Genomic DNA, 14801 nt, shown 5'->3' with positions numbered 1-14801 from the left:
TCCGGGCTGGGCTATTCGCGGTCGTGCGGACCGGGCGGATTGGGTTCGGCCGGCCCCGCCTCGGTCGGTTCGTCCGGGCCGGCCGACCCGGGCGGGACGGGACGGTCGACCCCGGGCGGACCGGACTCCTGAGGGGCCTCGGGACGCTGGGTGGGCAGCTTCTCGGTCTCGGCTTCGGCTCCGGGCACCGGTTCCTCCAGGCCGCTGCGCCCGAAGAAATCCTGGTCGCCCCGGTCCAGGCCCGGGTCGGTCAGAGCGCTCTCGCTGCGCAGGCTGAACGAGGCCAGCAGCCCACCACCGATCAGTGCGATCAAACCGACCGCGGTGAACGTGATCGGCAGCACCCGCGACCACAGCGCCAGCCGGTCGCGCTCATCGCGGGCCGCGTTGACCTGGGATTCGACGGTGTCTTCGTTCGAGGCGACCTTGTAGTCGGCAAGGGTGAGCTCCGGCTTGAGCGGGTCGCGGGCGAAATAGTGGTCGGCGTGCTCGGTCTGCTTGACGATGGTGCCCGACACCGGGTCCACCCAGAATGTGCGCTGCGCCGCGTAGTAGCGGGTCATGGTGATCTGCTCGTTCGGATCGCCGCCCTGGACGCCCCACATCGACGCCGACGTGGTCTGCTTGGCGTCCTCGTTGCCGGCTAGCAGCGACGGGTATGCCACCGGGGCAACCAGCTTGCCGTCGGCGTTGTAGCCGACGTTCTGGGTGAACTTGTAGGTGGAAAGCCCGTTGACGTCTTCCTCGGTTTCGTAGTTGACGTCGAACGCCTTCTGCGCGATCGGATCGAAGTATGGATAGGTCTTCTTCTCGGTGTTGAAGGGGAATCGGTAGGACAGCCCGTCGTGTTTCAGCGGCATCGCGGTGGGCGGGTTCTCGTCGTTGACGGCCCGTGGTTTCTGGACCGAGCCCCCGGTGTGGGTGTCGTCCGAGACGGCCAGCGCGGTCTTTCGATTGAGCGTGACGGTGTCGACGATCGCGAGCAGCAGCCCACTGTCCTTCTGCTTGTCGGTGCGCCGCAACGAACTTCCGACCTGGAGGGTGACCACGTCGGCGTTGGCGGGCGATTCGACGCTGATCTGCTGCTGGGAGACGAGCGGCACGTTCTGGTTGACGACGACGTGGTCGGTCGACAACGACGCGGAGTCGAGTGCCGTCCCGGTGCCGTCACCGACCAGCGTGGCGTCGATGTCCAGGGGAACTTTGGTGATCCTGCTGGTGGTGTACGTCGCCAGTAGCAGCGCGGCGATCAGCAGGGCAGCTCCGAGTCCGATGATCCCGCATGCGGCGAACCGCAACATGACTGCTCGGTTCACGTCGCTGTGCCCTCCCTCGATTCCTTGCTTCATCAGCCGCGACCCGACCCGAGCAGCAGCCCGGGGCAAACTCGTCTGACCCTAACAGCAGAAAGTAAGGCGTCGGCTTACGAACCTGGTGGTGGGTCCGTCGGGTGTACCCGTTCGCCGGGCAACGCGGCACAGGCAAACTGTGGTGGTGAGCGATGACCAGCGGGTGGGCGGGGTGCGCAGCTTCCTGCCCGCCGTGGAAGGCATGCGCGCCTGCGCGGCCATGGGTGTCGTCGTCACGCACGTCGCGTTCCAGACCGGGCACTCCAGCGGCGCCATCGGCAGGCTCTTCGGCCGCTTCGACCTTGCCGTGGCGGTGTTCTTCGCGCTGTCGGGTTTTCTGCTGTGGCGCGGACATGCCGCGGCGGCAAGGGGTTTAGGACCCCGCCCGGCCACCGGCCACTACCTGCGGTCCAGGGTGGTCCGGATCATGCCCGCCTACGTGGTCGCCGTCATCGTGATCCTGAGCCTGTTGCCCGATGCCGACCACGCCAGCCCGACGGTGTGGCTGGCCAACCTGACGCTCACCCAGATTTACGTGCCGCTGACGCTGACCGGCGGGCTGACCCAGATGTGGAGCCTGTCGGTCGAGGTCAGTTTTTACCTGGCATTGCCGGTTCTCGCCCTGCTGGCCCGCAGGCTGCCGGCGCGGGCCCGGGTGCCGGCGATCGCCGCGCTGGGGGCGCTGAGCTGGGTGTGGGGCTGGGTGCCAATCCATTCCGGGTCTGGCACGAATCCGCTCAACTGGCCGCCGGCGTTCTTCTCGTGGTTCGCCGCGGGCATGTTGTTGGCCGAGTGGGTGCACAGTGGGATCGGATTGCCAGTGCGCTTGGCGCAGAAAAAGGGGGGCCGGCCGGTGATGGCCGCCGTCGCGGTCATCGCCTACCTGATCGCGGCGTCGCCGTTGGCCGGTCCCGAAGGTTTGGTGCCCGGCACCCCGGCGCAATTCGCACTGAAGACCGCGATGGGCTCCGTAGTGGCCTTCGCGCTGGTCGCCCCGCTGGTGCTGGACCGGATGGACACGCCGCATCGTGTCTTGGGCACCACCGCGATGGTGACCCTGGGGCGCTGGTCCTACGGGCTGTTCGTGTGGCATTTGGCGGCGCTGGCCATGGTGTTCCCGGTGCTCGGGACATTCCCGTTCACCGGCCGCATGCCCGCGGTGTTGGCGTTGACGCTGATCTTCGGATTCGCGATCGCCGCGGTCAGCTACGCGCTGGTCGAGTCGCCGTGTCGAGAAGCGTTGCGCCGCTGGGAGAAACGCGAGAAGCCGGGCGAAACGCCCCAGGCCGTCGACCTCGAGGCGGACGCGATCGCGCCCTAGCCGGCCTCCGCGAGCGCCAAGCGTTCCATGATCTGGGCGCGGACCGCCGACCGACGGGCCTTGCCCGCGTCGTCACGCAAGGGGGAGTCGACGAATTCGATGAAGTCAGGGGTGGGCGGCACTTTGTACCCTGCCAGGTGCTCGCGCAGGAATTCTTGCACGCCAACGGAATCCAGCGCCGAGCCATCGGTCGTGTATACCAGGGCGTAGGGTACTTGCCCCAGGTCACCGGCGTTCGGGTCGGGGACCCCGACGACCAGACAGGACAGCACGTCCGGGTGCGCGGACAACGCATTCTCGATCTCGGCGGGATAGACGTTGCGTCCGCCGACGGTGAACATGTCGACGCGCCGGTCCGAGAGGTACAGGAAGCCGTCGGCATCGAAATAGCCGAGGTCGCCCAGCGAGTCCCAGCCGTCGCGGCTTTTCGCCGTGGCACCGACGTAACGATAGGTGGGCGCGCTGCCCGGACCGGGCCGCATGTAGATCTCGCCGACCACGCCGGGCGGGCAGGGGTTGCCGTCGTCGTCGAGCACCTTCATCTCTCCGGCGACCACCACGCCGACCGAACCGCGGTGCGTCAGCCATTGGTCGCCGGAGATAAACGTCAGCGCTTGTAATTCCGTGCCGCCGTAGAGCTCCCAAACTTTCTCCGCGCCCAGCAGGTCGATCCATGCCTGCTTGATGGCGGGCGGACAGGGCGCCCCCAAATGCCAGAACCGCCGGATCGAGGACAGGTCGTAGTGGTCCGGGTCCGCCTGGTAGACCGGCAGCGTCCGCTGCATGATCGTCGGCACCGTCGTCAGGAAGCTGACCCGATGGTCGGCGATCAGCCGGAGAAACCGCTCGGGGTCGAAGCGGCTCATCAGCACCAGGTGATGACGCATCAGCAGCGCGATGGTGGCGGTGGTGAAGCCGGTGTTGTGCGACAGCGGTACCGGTATCAGTGTGGTGTCGCCCTCCTGGGCCCCCAGGGGATAGCCGATCGCCGGCGGTATGCGGCTGTCGCCGCCGGATTCGATCAGCTTGGGCCGACCGGTGCTGCCGCCGGATCCCATCGCCTTCCACACCGGTGACACCGCCTCCGGCACTGCGGCGTCCGACAACGTCGGATTGGGTTCGAAACCCGCTGACACACTGGGAAACTCGGGATGTTCGCGGCCCACCAGCAAGGCCGGCGGTCGCAACTCGAGCAGGCCCGCCAACTCTGCGTCGGGCAGCCGCGCGGACAACGGCTGCGGCACCGCGCCCAGTTTCCAGCACGCCACCGCGGCCTGGATCCATTCGACCGAGTTGGGCAGCACCATCGTGACGTAGTCGCCGACGCCCACACCACGCTCGGCGTAGGCACGCGCCAGTCGATTCGTCGAACGGTCGAGTTGGGCGCGGGTCAGGGTCACTCCGTCGCAGGTGACCGCCGGCTCTTCGGGAGCGAGTTCGGCCAACGCCGAAATCTGCGTACCGATCGGCGGGATCGGCTCACTCATATGCGCCCTGTCGCTCGAAGATACGGCGCGGATTTTCCGCCAACATGGTCTGCAGCTGTTCGTCGGTCACGCCGCGCTCCTTGAGCGCCGGGATCACGTCGTTGTGGATATGCAGGTAGTGCCAGTTCGGCATCACCTGCGACACCAGCTCGTCGGGCAGCGCGTCGAAGTAACAGTTAGCGTCGTGAGACAGCACCATCTTGTCGGCGTGGCCGCGCTCGCACATCTGCGCCACGGTGTTCACCCGGTCTTCGAAGGGCAGGAACGCGTCGATTCCGAAGCGGTCCATCCCGAGGTAGGACCCGGCCGCGATGAGCTCCTCGAGATAACCGATGTCGGTGCTGTCGCCGGAATGCCCGATGATCACTCGGCTCAGGTCCACGCCCTCTTCTTCGAAGATGCGCTGCTGTTCGAGGCCGCGCCGCAGCCCGGCGTGGGTATGGGTCGAGATCGGCACTCCGGTGCGCTTGTGCGCCTGGGCGACCGCGCGCAACACCCGCTCCACACCGGGGGTGACGCCCGGCGTGTCGGTGGCGCACTTGAGGATTCCGGCCTTGATGCCGGTGTCGGCGATGCCCTGCTCGATGTCACGGACGAACATGTCGGTCATGATCTCCGGGCCGCCGAGTTCGCCGCCCGGGCCGAGGTAGTGGAAGTACATCGGGACGTCGTTGTAGGTGTAAAGCCCGGTTGCCACAACGATATTGAGTTCGGTCTGCGCTGCGACCCGGGCGATGCGCGGGATGTAGCGGCCCAGGCCGATCACCGTGAGGTCGACGATGGTGTCCACGCCGCGGGCCTTCAGCTCGTTGAGCCGGTTGACGGCGTCGGCGACACGCTGATCTTCGTCACCCCACGCCTCGGGATAGTTCTCCGCGATCTCGGTGGTCATGATGAACACGTGCTCATGCATGAGGGTCACGCCTAATGCAGCGGTATCGATGGGCCCGCGAGCGGTATTGAGTTCTGACACGCCACTGATGCTAGGTGGACTGGTACGTGACCAACAGGGTCGTTTTGTTGCGGGGACCCCGGCGGCCACGCTATTGCAGTACCGTCACCCTCGTCTTCGTCGAGAGCCCGCTGGGAGTCACGTCATGTTGCTCAATCCGAACCACCTGCAACGCCAGTACCCAGACCACCGCTCGGCGGAAATCATGTCCGCCACGGTCGACTTCTTCGAGTCCCGGGGCAAGGCCCGGCTGAAGTCCGATGACCACGAACGGGTGTGGTACTCGGAGTTTTTGGACCATATCGGTCGCGAGCGCATTTTCGCGTCGTTGCTGACCCCCAGCGCCTACGGGTCACGAGATTGCCGCTGGGATACCTACCGGATCAGTGCGTTCGCCGAGATCGTCGGCTTCTACGGGCTGAACTACTGGTACCCCTTCCAGGTCACCGCCTTGGGCCTGGGCCCGATCTGGATGAGTGCCAACTCCGACGCCAAGCGCAAGGCCGCCGCGTTGCTCGAGGCGGGCGAGGTCTTCGCCTTCGGCCTGTCGGAGCAGACGCACGGCGCGGACGTCTACCAGACTGACATGAACCTGACACCCTCGCCGGACGGAGGCTGGACGGCCGCCGGGGAAAAGTACTACATCGGCAACGCAAACGTGGCGCGGATGGTCTCCACCTTCGGCAAGTTCGACGGCACCGACGAATACGTGTTTTTCGCCGCAGACTCCCAGCATGATCGCTACCACCTGATCAAGAACGTGGTGAACTCCCAGAACTTCGTCGCCAACTATGCGCTGCGCGACTACCCGGTCACCGAGGCCGACATCCTGCACCGCGGCGCCGAGGCCTTTCACGCCGCCCTCAACACCGTCAACGTCTGCAAGTACAACCTCGGTTGGGGAGCGGTCGGCATGTGTACGCACGCGATGTACGAGGCGGTCACCCACGCGTCCAACCGCATCCTGTACGGGACGGTCGTCACCGACTTCACCCACGTGCGGCGGCTGCTCACCGATGCCTATGCGCGGCTGGTCGCGATGCGGCTGGTCGCCACCCGGGCCTGCGACTACATGCGCAGCGCGTCGGCCTCCGACCGCCGCTACCTGCTGTACAGCCCGCTCACCAAGGCGAAGATCACCAGCGAAGGCGAACGCGTCATCACCGCGCTATGGGACGTCATCGCCGCCAAAGGCGTCGAGAAGGACACCATCTTCGAGGCGATGACGCGCGAAATCGGCCTGCTGCCAAGGCTGGAGGGCACCGTGCACATCAACATCGGGCTGCTCGCCAAGTTCATGCCGAACTTCCTGTTCGCCCCCAACAGCGGGCTGCCGTTGATCGGCCGCCGCGACGACGACGCCGACGACGCCTTCCTGTTCGCGCAGGGGCCGACCGGCGGCCTGGGCAAGGTGCGCTTCCACGACTGGCGCGCGCCCTTCGACGGCTTCGGACACCTGCCCAACGTCGCGCTGCTGCGCTCGCAGATCGACGTGCTCGCCGACATGCTGGCCAGCGCCACCCCGGACGCCACGCAGCAGAAGGACATCGACTTCGCCTTCGCCGTCGGTCAGCTGTTCGCGACGGTTCCCTACGCCCAGCTCATCCTGGAGGAGGCTGCGCTATCGGGCGTCGACGAGGGGTTGATCGACGAGATCTTCGCCGTGTTGGTCCGCGACTTCAACGCCTACGCGGTGGAGCTGTCCGACAAGCCCGCGACGACGGACGAACAGGCGCGCTTTGCGTTGCGGATGATCCGCCGCCCCGTCCACGACCCCGCGCGCTACGACCAGATTTGGAAGGATCACGTCCTGCCGCTGAACGGCGCCTACCGGATGCGCCCCTGAGGCGCCTGGCGGGAAACGCCGGGGCAGTTCTGCCGTGGCGCGGCTATCCGCGCGATGCGATCGGAACCAGGTGTTCGAAGCCGGCCATCGAGGCCACCTCGGGCAGGCGGCGGATCGCGCCGTTCTGGGCCCATTGACCTTCGGGCACCTCGTGGATGACGCACGATGTGACCACCGTCCGGTTGCCGTGCGTGCCCGCGGCGGAGGCGGCCGCCTGTTGAAGGTCGTGGGCGAAACGCGCTTTGCGCGCGCCGTCGAGCACGCCGCTGCTGACTTGCCAATCGACGAACACGCCGGCGACCCCGGCGTCCGCGGAGGCGCCGGCGGAATAGAAGCCTCCCGGAGCCAATTCCGTCAGCAGCACCAATGCGCGAATCCGATGGTGGGGCTCGTCGGGCACGGACTCGGCATCACAGGCCGCCTCGGTGAGCGCTGCCACGAGACGCGCCTTCTGAGCATCGTCGAAAGCACCGGACGTGAGGGTCACTCGGAGTAAGGGCATGAGAACCACCCTGCGGCGCTGGGCGCCCCAGAAGCTAGTGGCAGGGCGGACAATTTCCTTGCATAATTCGCCACATGATCGGTGTCGATGTTCTTGTCCTCGATGGGGCCAGCGCCAGCGCAGTGGGCGCCACGATCGACGTCGTCCATGCGGCGAATCGAATCCACCGCAGAAGTTCGTTTGACTTGCGGTTCGTGGCGCCCGAAAGCCTCGTTGCCCTGCGTGGCGGACTGATCGCCACGGGTCAGCCGCTGGCGCGGGCGAAACCGCGAGACGTGGTCGTCATTCCCGGCCTCGGTGCCGCCGAACCCGCCGAGATCGCCGACCGACTCGGTGCCGCGGACGTGAGCGCCGCTGCGGAATGGCTGCGGAGGGCCCGTGCCGGCGGCGCCGACATCGCCGCCTCGTGCACAGCAGTGTTCGTCCTTGGCTTCGCCGGTTTGCTGGACGAACGACGCTGCGTGACCACGTGGTGGCTCGGCGCGGATCTTGCCCGTCTCGCGCCGGGCGCCCGGGTCGTGATCGACGAAATGGTGGTCCGCGACGGACCGATCTGGACCGCGGGTAGCGCGTTCGCCCATATCGACCTGATGCTGGCGCTCATGCGCGACCTCGGCGGGGCGGCGTTGACCGACGAACTCGCCAACCGACTCGTCGCCGATCAGCGCACATCGCAAGCGGGGTTCCTCATTCCCTCACACCTGGCGGCCCGCGACGAAACCGTTGCCGGGCTGGAGAGATTCGTACGCTCCCATCTGAACGAGGCACACACGCTGGATTCGTTGGCCCACTGGTGCCGGCTGAGCCCGCGGACGCTGGCGCGACGAACGAGGAAGGCGGCCGGACTCAGCCCACTGCAGCTTGTGCAACGGGTGCGCCTTGAACGTGCGCTGCATCTTCTGCGGACGACCCCGATGCCCCTTGAAGAAATCGCCGCTGCGGTGGGCCTAGCCGACCCGGCGACGCTGTACCGACTGGTCAAGCGACACACCGGCCGATCGCCCGGCGCATTGCGTCCAGGCGCCCGGCCGAAGTCGGCGTAGCTAGGAGCTGTCCGCATACGATCGGTCTCGCGCCCCACGCCTCGGCGAGAAGGCCGGCACGAACCCCTTGACTGTGAAGTTCCTCACAGTAGGATGACCAGTGGTCATTCAGTTGAGGAGGGGCATTGCCAACGGTCACTTGGGCGCGCGTCGATCCCGCCCGCCGGGCCGCGATCATCGAGGCCGCGGAGTCGGAATTCGGGGCCCATGGGTTCTCCCGGGGCAGCCTGAATGTCATCGCACGCCGCGCCGGGGTCGCCAAGGGCAGCCTGTTCCAGTACTTCGCGGACAAGCGTGACCTGTATGCGTTCATCGCCGACATCGCCAGCCAGCGGGTGCGCGCCTATATGGAAGATCGCATCCGCGAACTCGACCCGAGCCGGCCGTTCTTCGACTTTCTCACCGATTGGCTCGACGCGTGGGTGGCCTACTTCGCGGACCATCCGCACGAACGCGCGCTGCACGCCGCGGCGACCCTGGAGGTCGACACCGAAGCCCGCGTCAGCGTGCAGAACGTCATCCACCGTCACTATTTGGAAGTGATGCGGCCGCTGGTCCGCGATGCGCACGTCCGCGGCGACCTTCGCGCGGATTCCGACACCGATGCGCTGTTGTCGTTGCTGCTGTTGATCTTTCCGCACCTGGCATTGGCGCCCTACATGCGCGGCCTGGATCCGGTTCTGGGGCTCGACGAGCCCACCCCGGAGCAGCCGGCGCTGGCCGTGCGCCGACTCGTCGCGGTGCTGGCGGTGGCGTTCTCCGCTGCGCCGAAAACCCCGCCGGTCGGCTCAGCCCCTAAACGATCTGAGGAGGTCACATGAACAGAACCCGTATAGCCTCGATGGCCGAGGGCGGTCTCAACTGGGACAGCTTGCCGCTCAAGCTGTTTGCGGGCGGCAACGCGAAATTCTGGAATCCCGCCGACATCGACTTCTCCCGCGATCGCGAAGACTGGGAACGCCTCACCGACGACGAACGCCACTACGCGACCCGGCTGTGCGCCGAGTTCATCGCCGGCGAGGAATCGGTGACCCAGGACATCCAGCCGTTCATGGCCGCGATGCGGGCCGAAGGCCGGCTCGGTGACGAGATGTATCTGACGCAGTTCGCGTTCGAGGAGGCCAAGCACGTCCAGGTGTTCCGCATGTGGCTCGACGCCGTCGGGATCACCGAGGATCTGCACAATTTCCTCGAGGACGTGCCGACCTACCGCACGATCTTCTACGAGGAACTGCCGGACTGCCTGAACGCGTTGACGGTTGATCCGTCGCCGGCGGCCCAGGTGCGGGCGTCGGTGACCTATAACCACATGGTCGAAGGCATGCTGGCGCTGACCGGTTACTTCGGCTGGCACAAGATCTGCGTGGAACGCGGCATCCTGCCCGGCATGCAGGAGTTGGTGCGGCGCATCGGCGACGACGAGCGCCGGCACATGGCGTGGGGCACCTTCACCTGCCGGCGCCACGTTGCCGCCGACGACGCCAACTGGGGCGTCTTCGAAACGCGGATGAACGAGCTGATGCCGCTCGGCCTGCGCCTGATCGAGGAAGGCTTCGCCCTCTACGACCCAATGCCCTTCGGCCTGTCGGTGGATGAGTTCATGCAGTACGCCGCCGACAAGGGGATGCGACGCTTCGGCACCATCTCCAGCGCCCGCGGACGTCCGCTCGGCGAGATCGATGTCGACTACTCCCCGCTGCAGCTCGAGGACACCTTCGCCGACGAGGACGAGCGAGCGCTGGCAGGGGCCTCCGCCTAGCGCTCGGCGGTCCGGCTCACTCGACCTTGTCGCCGCCGCTCGAGGAGCCGTTCTCGGATTCCCCGACCCACACGGTCTTGGCGTTGACGAAGGCACGGATGCCCAGGCTGGCGAGTTCGCGTCCGTACCCGGACCGCTTGACGCCGCCGAACCCCAATTCGGGATAGGACACCGTCATCCCGTTGATGAAGACCTGGCCGGCCTCGATGTCATCGATGAACCGCTGCTGCTCGGCCTCGTCGTTGGTCCAGGCGTTGGACCCCAGGCCGAACGTGGTGGCGTTGGCAATGTCGATGGCTTCGTCGATGTCAGCCGCCCGATACATCGACGCGACCGGGCCGAACACCTCCTCGGTGTACAGGGCCATGTCCTTGGTGATGTCGGTGACCACTGTCGGCGGGTAGAACCACCCCGGTCCGTCGATGGCCTTGCCGCCGAGCCGGATCGTGGCGCCCGCCGCGGCGGCGTCATCGACCTGCTTGGCGATCTCGTCGCGGCCCGATTCGGTGGCCAGCGGGCCCACGTCTGTGTCCGGGTCGGTCGGGTCGCCGACGGTCAGCGCCTTCATCCGCTCGGTGAACTTGTCGACGAACGCGTCGTAGATGTCGGTGTGCACGATGAACCGCTTCGCGGCGATGCAGGACTGGCCGTTGTTCTGCACCCGGGCGGTGACCGCGGTCTTGGCGGCCTCGTCCAGGTTCGCCGACGGCATCACGATGAACGGGTCACTACCGCCGAGCTCGAGCACGGTCGGCTTGATCTCGTCGCCGGCGATGGCCGCCACCGACTGGCCGGCCGGTTCGCTGCCTGTCAGCGTGGCCGCAGTCACCCGGGGATCGCGCAGGATGCGCTCGACCGCGCTCGAGGAGACGAGCAGGGTCTGGAAACACCCCTCGGGGAAGCCGCCGCGGGCGATGACGTCGGCAAGGTAGAGCGCGGTCTGGGGAACGTTCGACGCGTGCTTGAGGATCCCGACGTTGCCGGCCATCAGCGCCGGCGCCGCGAACCGCACGGCCTGCCAGAGCGGAAAGTTCCACGGCATCACCGCCAGCACCACCCCGAGCGGCTGGTAGCGGATGTAGGCCCGCTTCGCGCCTACCGCTTTGGCGTCGGCCGGCTCGTCGGCCAGCATCTGCTCGGCGTTTTCGGCGTAGTAGCGAAAACCCTTGGCGCACTTCAGCACTTCGGCCTTGGCCGACTTCAGGGTCTTACCCATCTCCAGCGTCATCATGGCGGCGACCTCGTCGGCCTCGGCCTCCAGCAGGTCGGCGGTCGCGTTTGCCCACTGGGCGCGCTGGGCAAACGTCGTGTTGTGGCGGTAGTCGAGGAAGCGTTCGTAAGCGCGCGCAATCGCGGCATCGACTTCTTGATCGGTGGCCGGGGTGAAGGTCTTCACTGTCTCGCCGGTAGCCGGGTTGATGGTGGCGATGGGCACGTCGGCGCTCCCTTCATTGGGTTTGTCTTGCTCGGTGGCGGAAAGTCCAACACCCAGCCTGCCACTATCGTTCCCCTAAGGGAGGTGTCGGATGAGCAGAGCCGCTGAGTTGATCGTCAAGTGCCTGGAAAACGAGGGTGTCGCCGTCGTATTCGGGTTGCCCGGCGAGGAGAACATTCGTTTCGTGCAAGCGCTGGCGTCGTCGAGCATCCGGTATGTGCTCACCCGGCATGAGCAGGCCGCCTCGTTCATGGCGGAGATGTACGGGCGGGTCACCGGCCGAGCGGCGGTGGTGTCTTCGACGCTGGGCCCAGGTGCCATCAACATGCAACTGGGGGTCGCCGACGCCACCACCAACAGCACCCCGCTGGTGGCGATCTCCGCCCAGGTAGGTCACGACCGCGAGTACAAGGAGTCACACCAGTACGTCGACCTGGTGTCCATGTTCGCGCCGATCACCCGGTGGGCCGCCGACATTCCGACCGCGCGCGCCATACCGGAGATGGTGCGCAAAGCCTTCAAACAGGCCGAGACCGAACGCCCGGCGGCGGTCTATCTCGCCGTGCCGGAACACATCGACGCCGACGAGGCCGACTACGACCTGACGCCCTTGCCGCGCAACGTCGTCCGCGCCGACGCGCCGGCGTTCCGCCAGGTGGCACGCGCGGTCGATATTTTGCGCAATGCGCGTCGTCCGGTGGTGCTGGCCGGTCACGGCGCGGCCCGTGCCGACGCGACTAAGGCCCTCGTGCGCTTCTCCGAAAAATTCGGCATCCCGGTGGCCAACACGTTCCACGGCAAGGGCGTCATGCCCGACGATCACCCCAACAGCATCGGGACGCTCGGGTTCATGCGGCACGACTATGTGAACTTCGGGTTCGACAACGCCGACGCCGTCATCGCTGTCGGTTACGAGCTGCAGGAATTCGACCCGGTGCGGATCAACCCCACGGCCGACAAGAAGGTCATCCATGTTCATCGCTTCCCGGCCGAGGTCGACGCGCATTATTCGGTCGACGTCGGAATTATCGGCGACATCAGCGCTTCGCTGGACGCGCTGACCGAGGCGCTCGAGGACCATGTCTTCGAGGCTGACCCGAAAATCCCCGGTTCTGGTCTTCTTCATGAGGAATTCGAACGGGGACAAGAGGATTCGCGCTATCCGCTGGCGCCGGCGCGAGTGGTGGCCGACACGCGCGCGGCGCTGGGCCGCAGCGACGTCGTCCTGGTCGACACCGGCGCGACCAAGATGTGGATGGCCCGGCTCTATCCGACGTACGAGCGGAACACCTGTCTGATCTCAAACGGGTTGTCCACCATGAGCTTTGCCCTTCCCGGAGCGCTGGGCGTCAAGCTGGCGCAGCCGGAGGCCAAGGTGCTGGCCGTCGTCGGCGACGGCGCATTCCTGATGAACTCGCAAGAAATCGAGACCGCGGTCCGCGAGCGGATCCCGCTGGTGGTGCTGATTTGGGATGACGGCGGTTATGGCCTCATCGAATGGAAGATGGACCTCGAACTCGGAGAACACCATTACGTGAAGTTCAATAACCCGGATGTGGTGACCTACGCGGAAAGCTTCGGCGCCAAGGGATATCGCATCAACAGCGCCGAGGAGCTGCTGCCGACGCTGCGCACCGCGCTCAACGACGACGGCGTCTCGCTGATCAGTTGCCCGGTCGACTACTCCGAGAATCTGCGGTTGACCGACCGTCTCGGCGAGCTGGACGAAACGCTATAGGTCAAAGAACCCATTGCAGATGGCAGAGCGTGATCGTGACGAGACGGGTCGGCCGCGAAATGCCCGACCGCGCGATGCGCTGGGCCGACCGCTACCCCCCGGCAGCGCAGGCGTGCCACGCGTTCCGGATGACCTGGAGCTCGCACCGGCCGAGACCCTCGCGTATGCCCAAGATCTGCTGGATCGAGGTTTCGCGTTCAACGCTCACGAGGTCTTAGAGGCCGCGTGGAAGAGCGGTCCGGCCAACGAGCAGGCGCTCTGGCAAGGCCTGACGCAGCTAGCGGTCGGGATCACCCACGTCCAGCGGGGGAACCGAAACGGTGCCACCGCTCTGCTTCGCCGCGCCTCCGGCCACCTCGCCCACGCGAATCGGCCGGCACCGCACGGTATCGACGTCGGCGGGTTGGTGGAGTACGTCGATACGCTGATCGACGATCTTGTCGCGGGGGTCGACATCAGCGCGTCGCGGCTACGGCCCCGCCTCCTGCTCTGATCGGTCCGGCTAGCCGGCCGGCATCGGCGCCGCCGGGTAGGTCACGCGCTTTCGCTCGTCGATCACGGGCGTGGCGCCCCATTGACCTAGTCGGTGCTGACGCGGGGCGGATCCGCTCATCAGGTGCCATACCGTCCATCCTTGCGCGACAAGGCTGTTCGCGATCAGTTGACGATGGCATCGCCATGGCATGGGTTCGCCGCACATTATCGCCAGTCGGTGGGAGCGGGCGAGAGTGATCAGTCGGGTGAGGCCGCGCCGGTATTCGCTGGAAAGGGTGTAGTCGGCGTAGTTCTTGAAGCTCGCGTTTTGCCAGCCCGCGTTGATGCTGGGATCGACGTTCTGCTGACGACGGCGTCCGCCGAGCTCGGGGAGGTGGATGTAACGGATACCGGCGTCTCCGAGCCAGCGCGACATCTCTGCACTTCCGAACTGCGGGCTGCGGCGCGAGCCTGGTTGCGCGCGCACGTCGGCGAGCAGATTGATGAGGGCGTGATCCAGGGGTTCTAGGAAGGTCGGCACCGGACATGTCCAGTGCCCAATGGTCCAGATTTCGTGTTGATCGCCCATGGTGGTGTCGCGCTCGGTCTAGTCGATCTTCTCCAGGGCGTCGCCCTTGTGCATCGCGATGTGGTCGGTTTTGTCGCTTCGTATCTCGTATTGCGGATCGTCTTTCGTGCAATGCCGTTTGTGGCCTTTGTACTCGGTGTCGCGGGTGTGCTTCTTCACGATGGTGCCGCTGACCTGGCCCGCCTCCGAGTTCCATCTGACGTGATCTCCGACCTCGAGATGTTTCGGCACGGTGCGCCTCCTTCGCGTGTGGGCTGCCTCGTTTCGCCAACCATGGCGCTGAACCGCTGCGGCCACCAAGACGGG

Annotated in this window: 14 protein-coding genes; 7 read left to right on the top strand and 7 right to left on the bottom strand. The window is 66.3% G+C overall.

Annotated elements, in window-relative coordinates; translation table 11 throughout:
• Positions 1-11: 11 nt before the first annotated feature.
• Positions 12-1316, bottom strand: coding sequence for a cell envelope lipid trafficking protein PgfA (gene pgfA / locus AC5Y4F_RS15990; RefSeq protein WP_197520477.1), 1305 nt, complete (start codon positions 1314-1316; stop codon positions 12-14).
• A gap of 121 nt (positions 1317-1437) precedes the next feature.
• Between pgfA and AC5Y4F_RS15985 the strand changes: the two genes are divergently transcribed.
• Positions 1438-2670, top strand: coding sequence for an acyltransferase family protein (locus AC5Y4F_RS15985; RefSeq protein ID WP_499997565.1), 1233 nt, complete (start codon positions 1438-1440; stop codon positions 2668-2670).
• Here the strand turns inward: AC5Y4F_RS15985 and AC5Y4F_RS15980 are convergent.
• Positions 2667-4157 (bottom strand): AMP-binding protein, encoded by a 1491-nt coding sequence (locus AC5Y4F_RS15980; protein ID WP_499997564.1) that lies wholly within the window; start codon positions 4155-4157, stop codon positions 2667-2669. The genes AC5Y4F_RS15985 and AC5Y4F_RS15980 overlap by 4 nt on opposite strands.
• On the bottom strand, positions 4150-5130 hold the full coding sequence (locus AC5Y4F_RS15975) for a phosphotriesterase family protein (RefSeq protein WP_067931710.1): 981 nt from the start codon (positions 5128-5130) through the stop codon (positions 4150-4152). Before AC5Y4F_RS15975 ends, AC5Y4F_RS15980 begins: the two co-directional genes overlap by 8 nt.
• Before the next feature lie 124 nt (positions 5131-5254).
• Between AC5Y4F_RS15975 and AC5Y4F_RS15970 the strand changes: the two genes are divergently transcribed.
• Complete coding sequence (locus tag AC5Y4F_RS15970; RefSeq protein ID WP_499997563.1) at positions 5255-6955, top strand: acyl-CoA dehydrogenase family protein; 1701 nt, start codon at positions 5255-5257, stop codon at positions 6953-6955.
• A 43-nt stretch (positions 6956-6998) separates the two neighbouring features.
• On the opposite strand, the gene AC5Y4F_RS15965 is transcribed toward AC5Y4F_RS15970, so the two are convergent.
• A complete protein-coding gene (locus AC5Y4F_RS15965) occupies positions 6999-7457 on the bottom strand; it encodes a tautomerase family protein (protein WP_499997562.1) in 459 nt (152 codons plus the stop codon).
• A 74-nt stretch (positions 7458-7531) separates the two neighbouring features.
• Between AC5Y4F_RS15965 and AC5Y4F_RS15960 the strand changes: the two genes are divergently transcribed.
• The 3 genes from AC5Y4F_RS15960 (at position 7532) to AC5Y4F_RS15950 (ending at position 10259) form a co-directional block, all read left to right on the top strand.
• The gene (locus tag AC5Y4F_RS15960) at positions 7532-8500 is read left to right on the top strand and encodes a GlxA family transcriptional regulator (protein ID WP_499997561.1); all 969 of its coding nucleotides are present in this window, start codon (positions 7532-7534) and stop codon (positions 8498-8500) included.
• Positions 8501-8625: 125 nt separating this feature from the next.
• Entirely contained in the window at positions 8626-9321 is a 696-nt protein-coding gene (locus AC5Y4F_RS15955; RefSeq protein ID WP_067931718.1) for a TetR/AcrR family transcriptional regulator, read from the top strand.
• Positions 9318-10259: a R2-like ligand-binding oxidase gene (locus tag AC5Y4F_RS15950; RefSeq protein WP_067931720.1), complete on the top strand. Its 942-nt coding sequence runs from the start codon at positions 9318-9320 to the stop codon at positions 10257-10259. Before AC5Y4F_RS15955 ends, AC5Y4F_RS15950 begins: the two co-directional genes overlap by 4 nt.
• 16 nt (positions 10260-10275) lie before the next feature.
• On the opposite strand, the gene AC5Y4F_RS15945 is transcribed toward AC5Y4F_RS15950, so the two are convergent.
• Entirely contained in the window at positions 10276-11694 is a 1419-nt protein-coding gene (locus tag AC5Y4F_RS15945; RefSeq protein ID WP_067931722.1) for an NADP-dependent succinic semialdehyde dehydrogenase, read from the bottom strand.
• Positions 11695-11785: 91 nt separating this feature from the next.
• Here AC5Y4F_RS15945 and AC5Y4F_RS15940 point away from each other — a divergent pair, with 91 nt between their 5' ends.
• Positions 11786-13432, top strand: a complete 1647-nt coding sequence (locus AC5Y4F_RS15940; protein WP_067931724.1) for an acetolactate synthase large subunit — start codon at positions 11786-11788, stop codon at positions 13430-13432.
• A gap of 19 nt (positions 13433-13451) precedes the next feature.
• Positions 13452-13925: a DUF309 domain-containing protein gene (locus AC5Y4F_RS15935; protein WP_067931726.1), complete on the top strand. Its 474-nt coding sequence runs from the start codon at positions 13452-13454 to the stop codon at positions 13923-13925.
• Between the two features lie 9 nt (positions 13926-13934).
• On the opposite strand, the gene AC5Y4F_RS15930 is transcribed toward AC5Y4F_RS15935, so the two are convergent.
• Entirely contained in the window at positions 13935-14495 is a 561-nt protein-coding gene (locus AC5Y4F_RS15930; RefSeq protein ID WP_499997560.1) for a DUF488 domain-containing protein, read from the bottom strand.
• Between the two features lie 18 nt (positions 14496-14513).
• Positions 14514-14726, bottom strand: a complete 213-nt coding sequence (locus tag AC5Y4F_RS15925; protein ID WP_067931816.1) for a hypervirulence associated TUDOR domain-containing protein — start codon at positions 14724-14726, stop codon at positions 14514-14516.
• Positions 14727-14801: the final 75 nt, after the last annotated feature.

It is taken from the genome of Mycobacterium sp. NGS56 (assembly GCF_059812425.1).
This window is presented reverse-complemented; position numbering and strand designations above follow the sequence as displayed.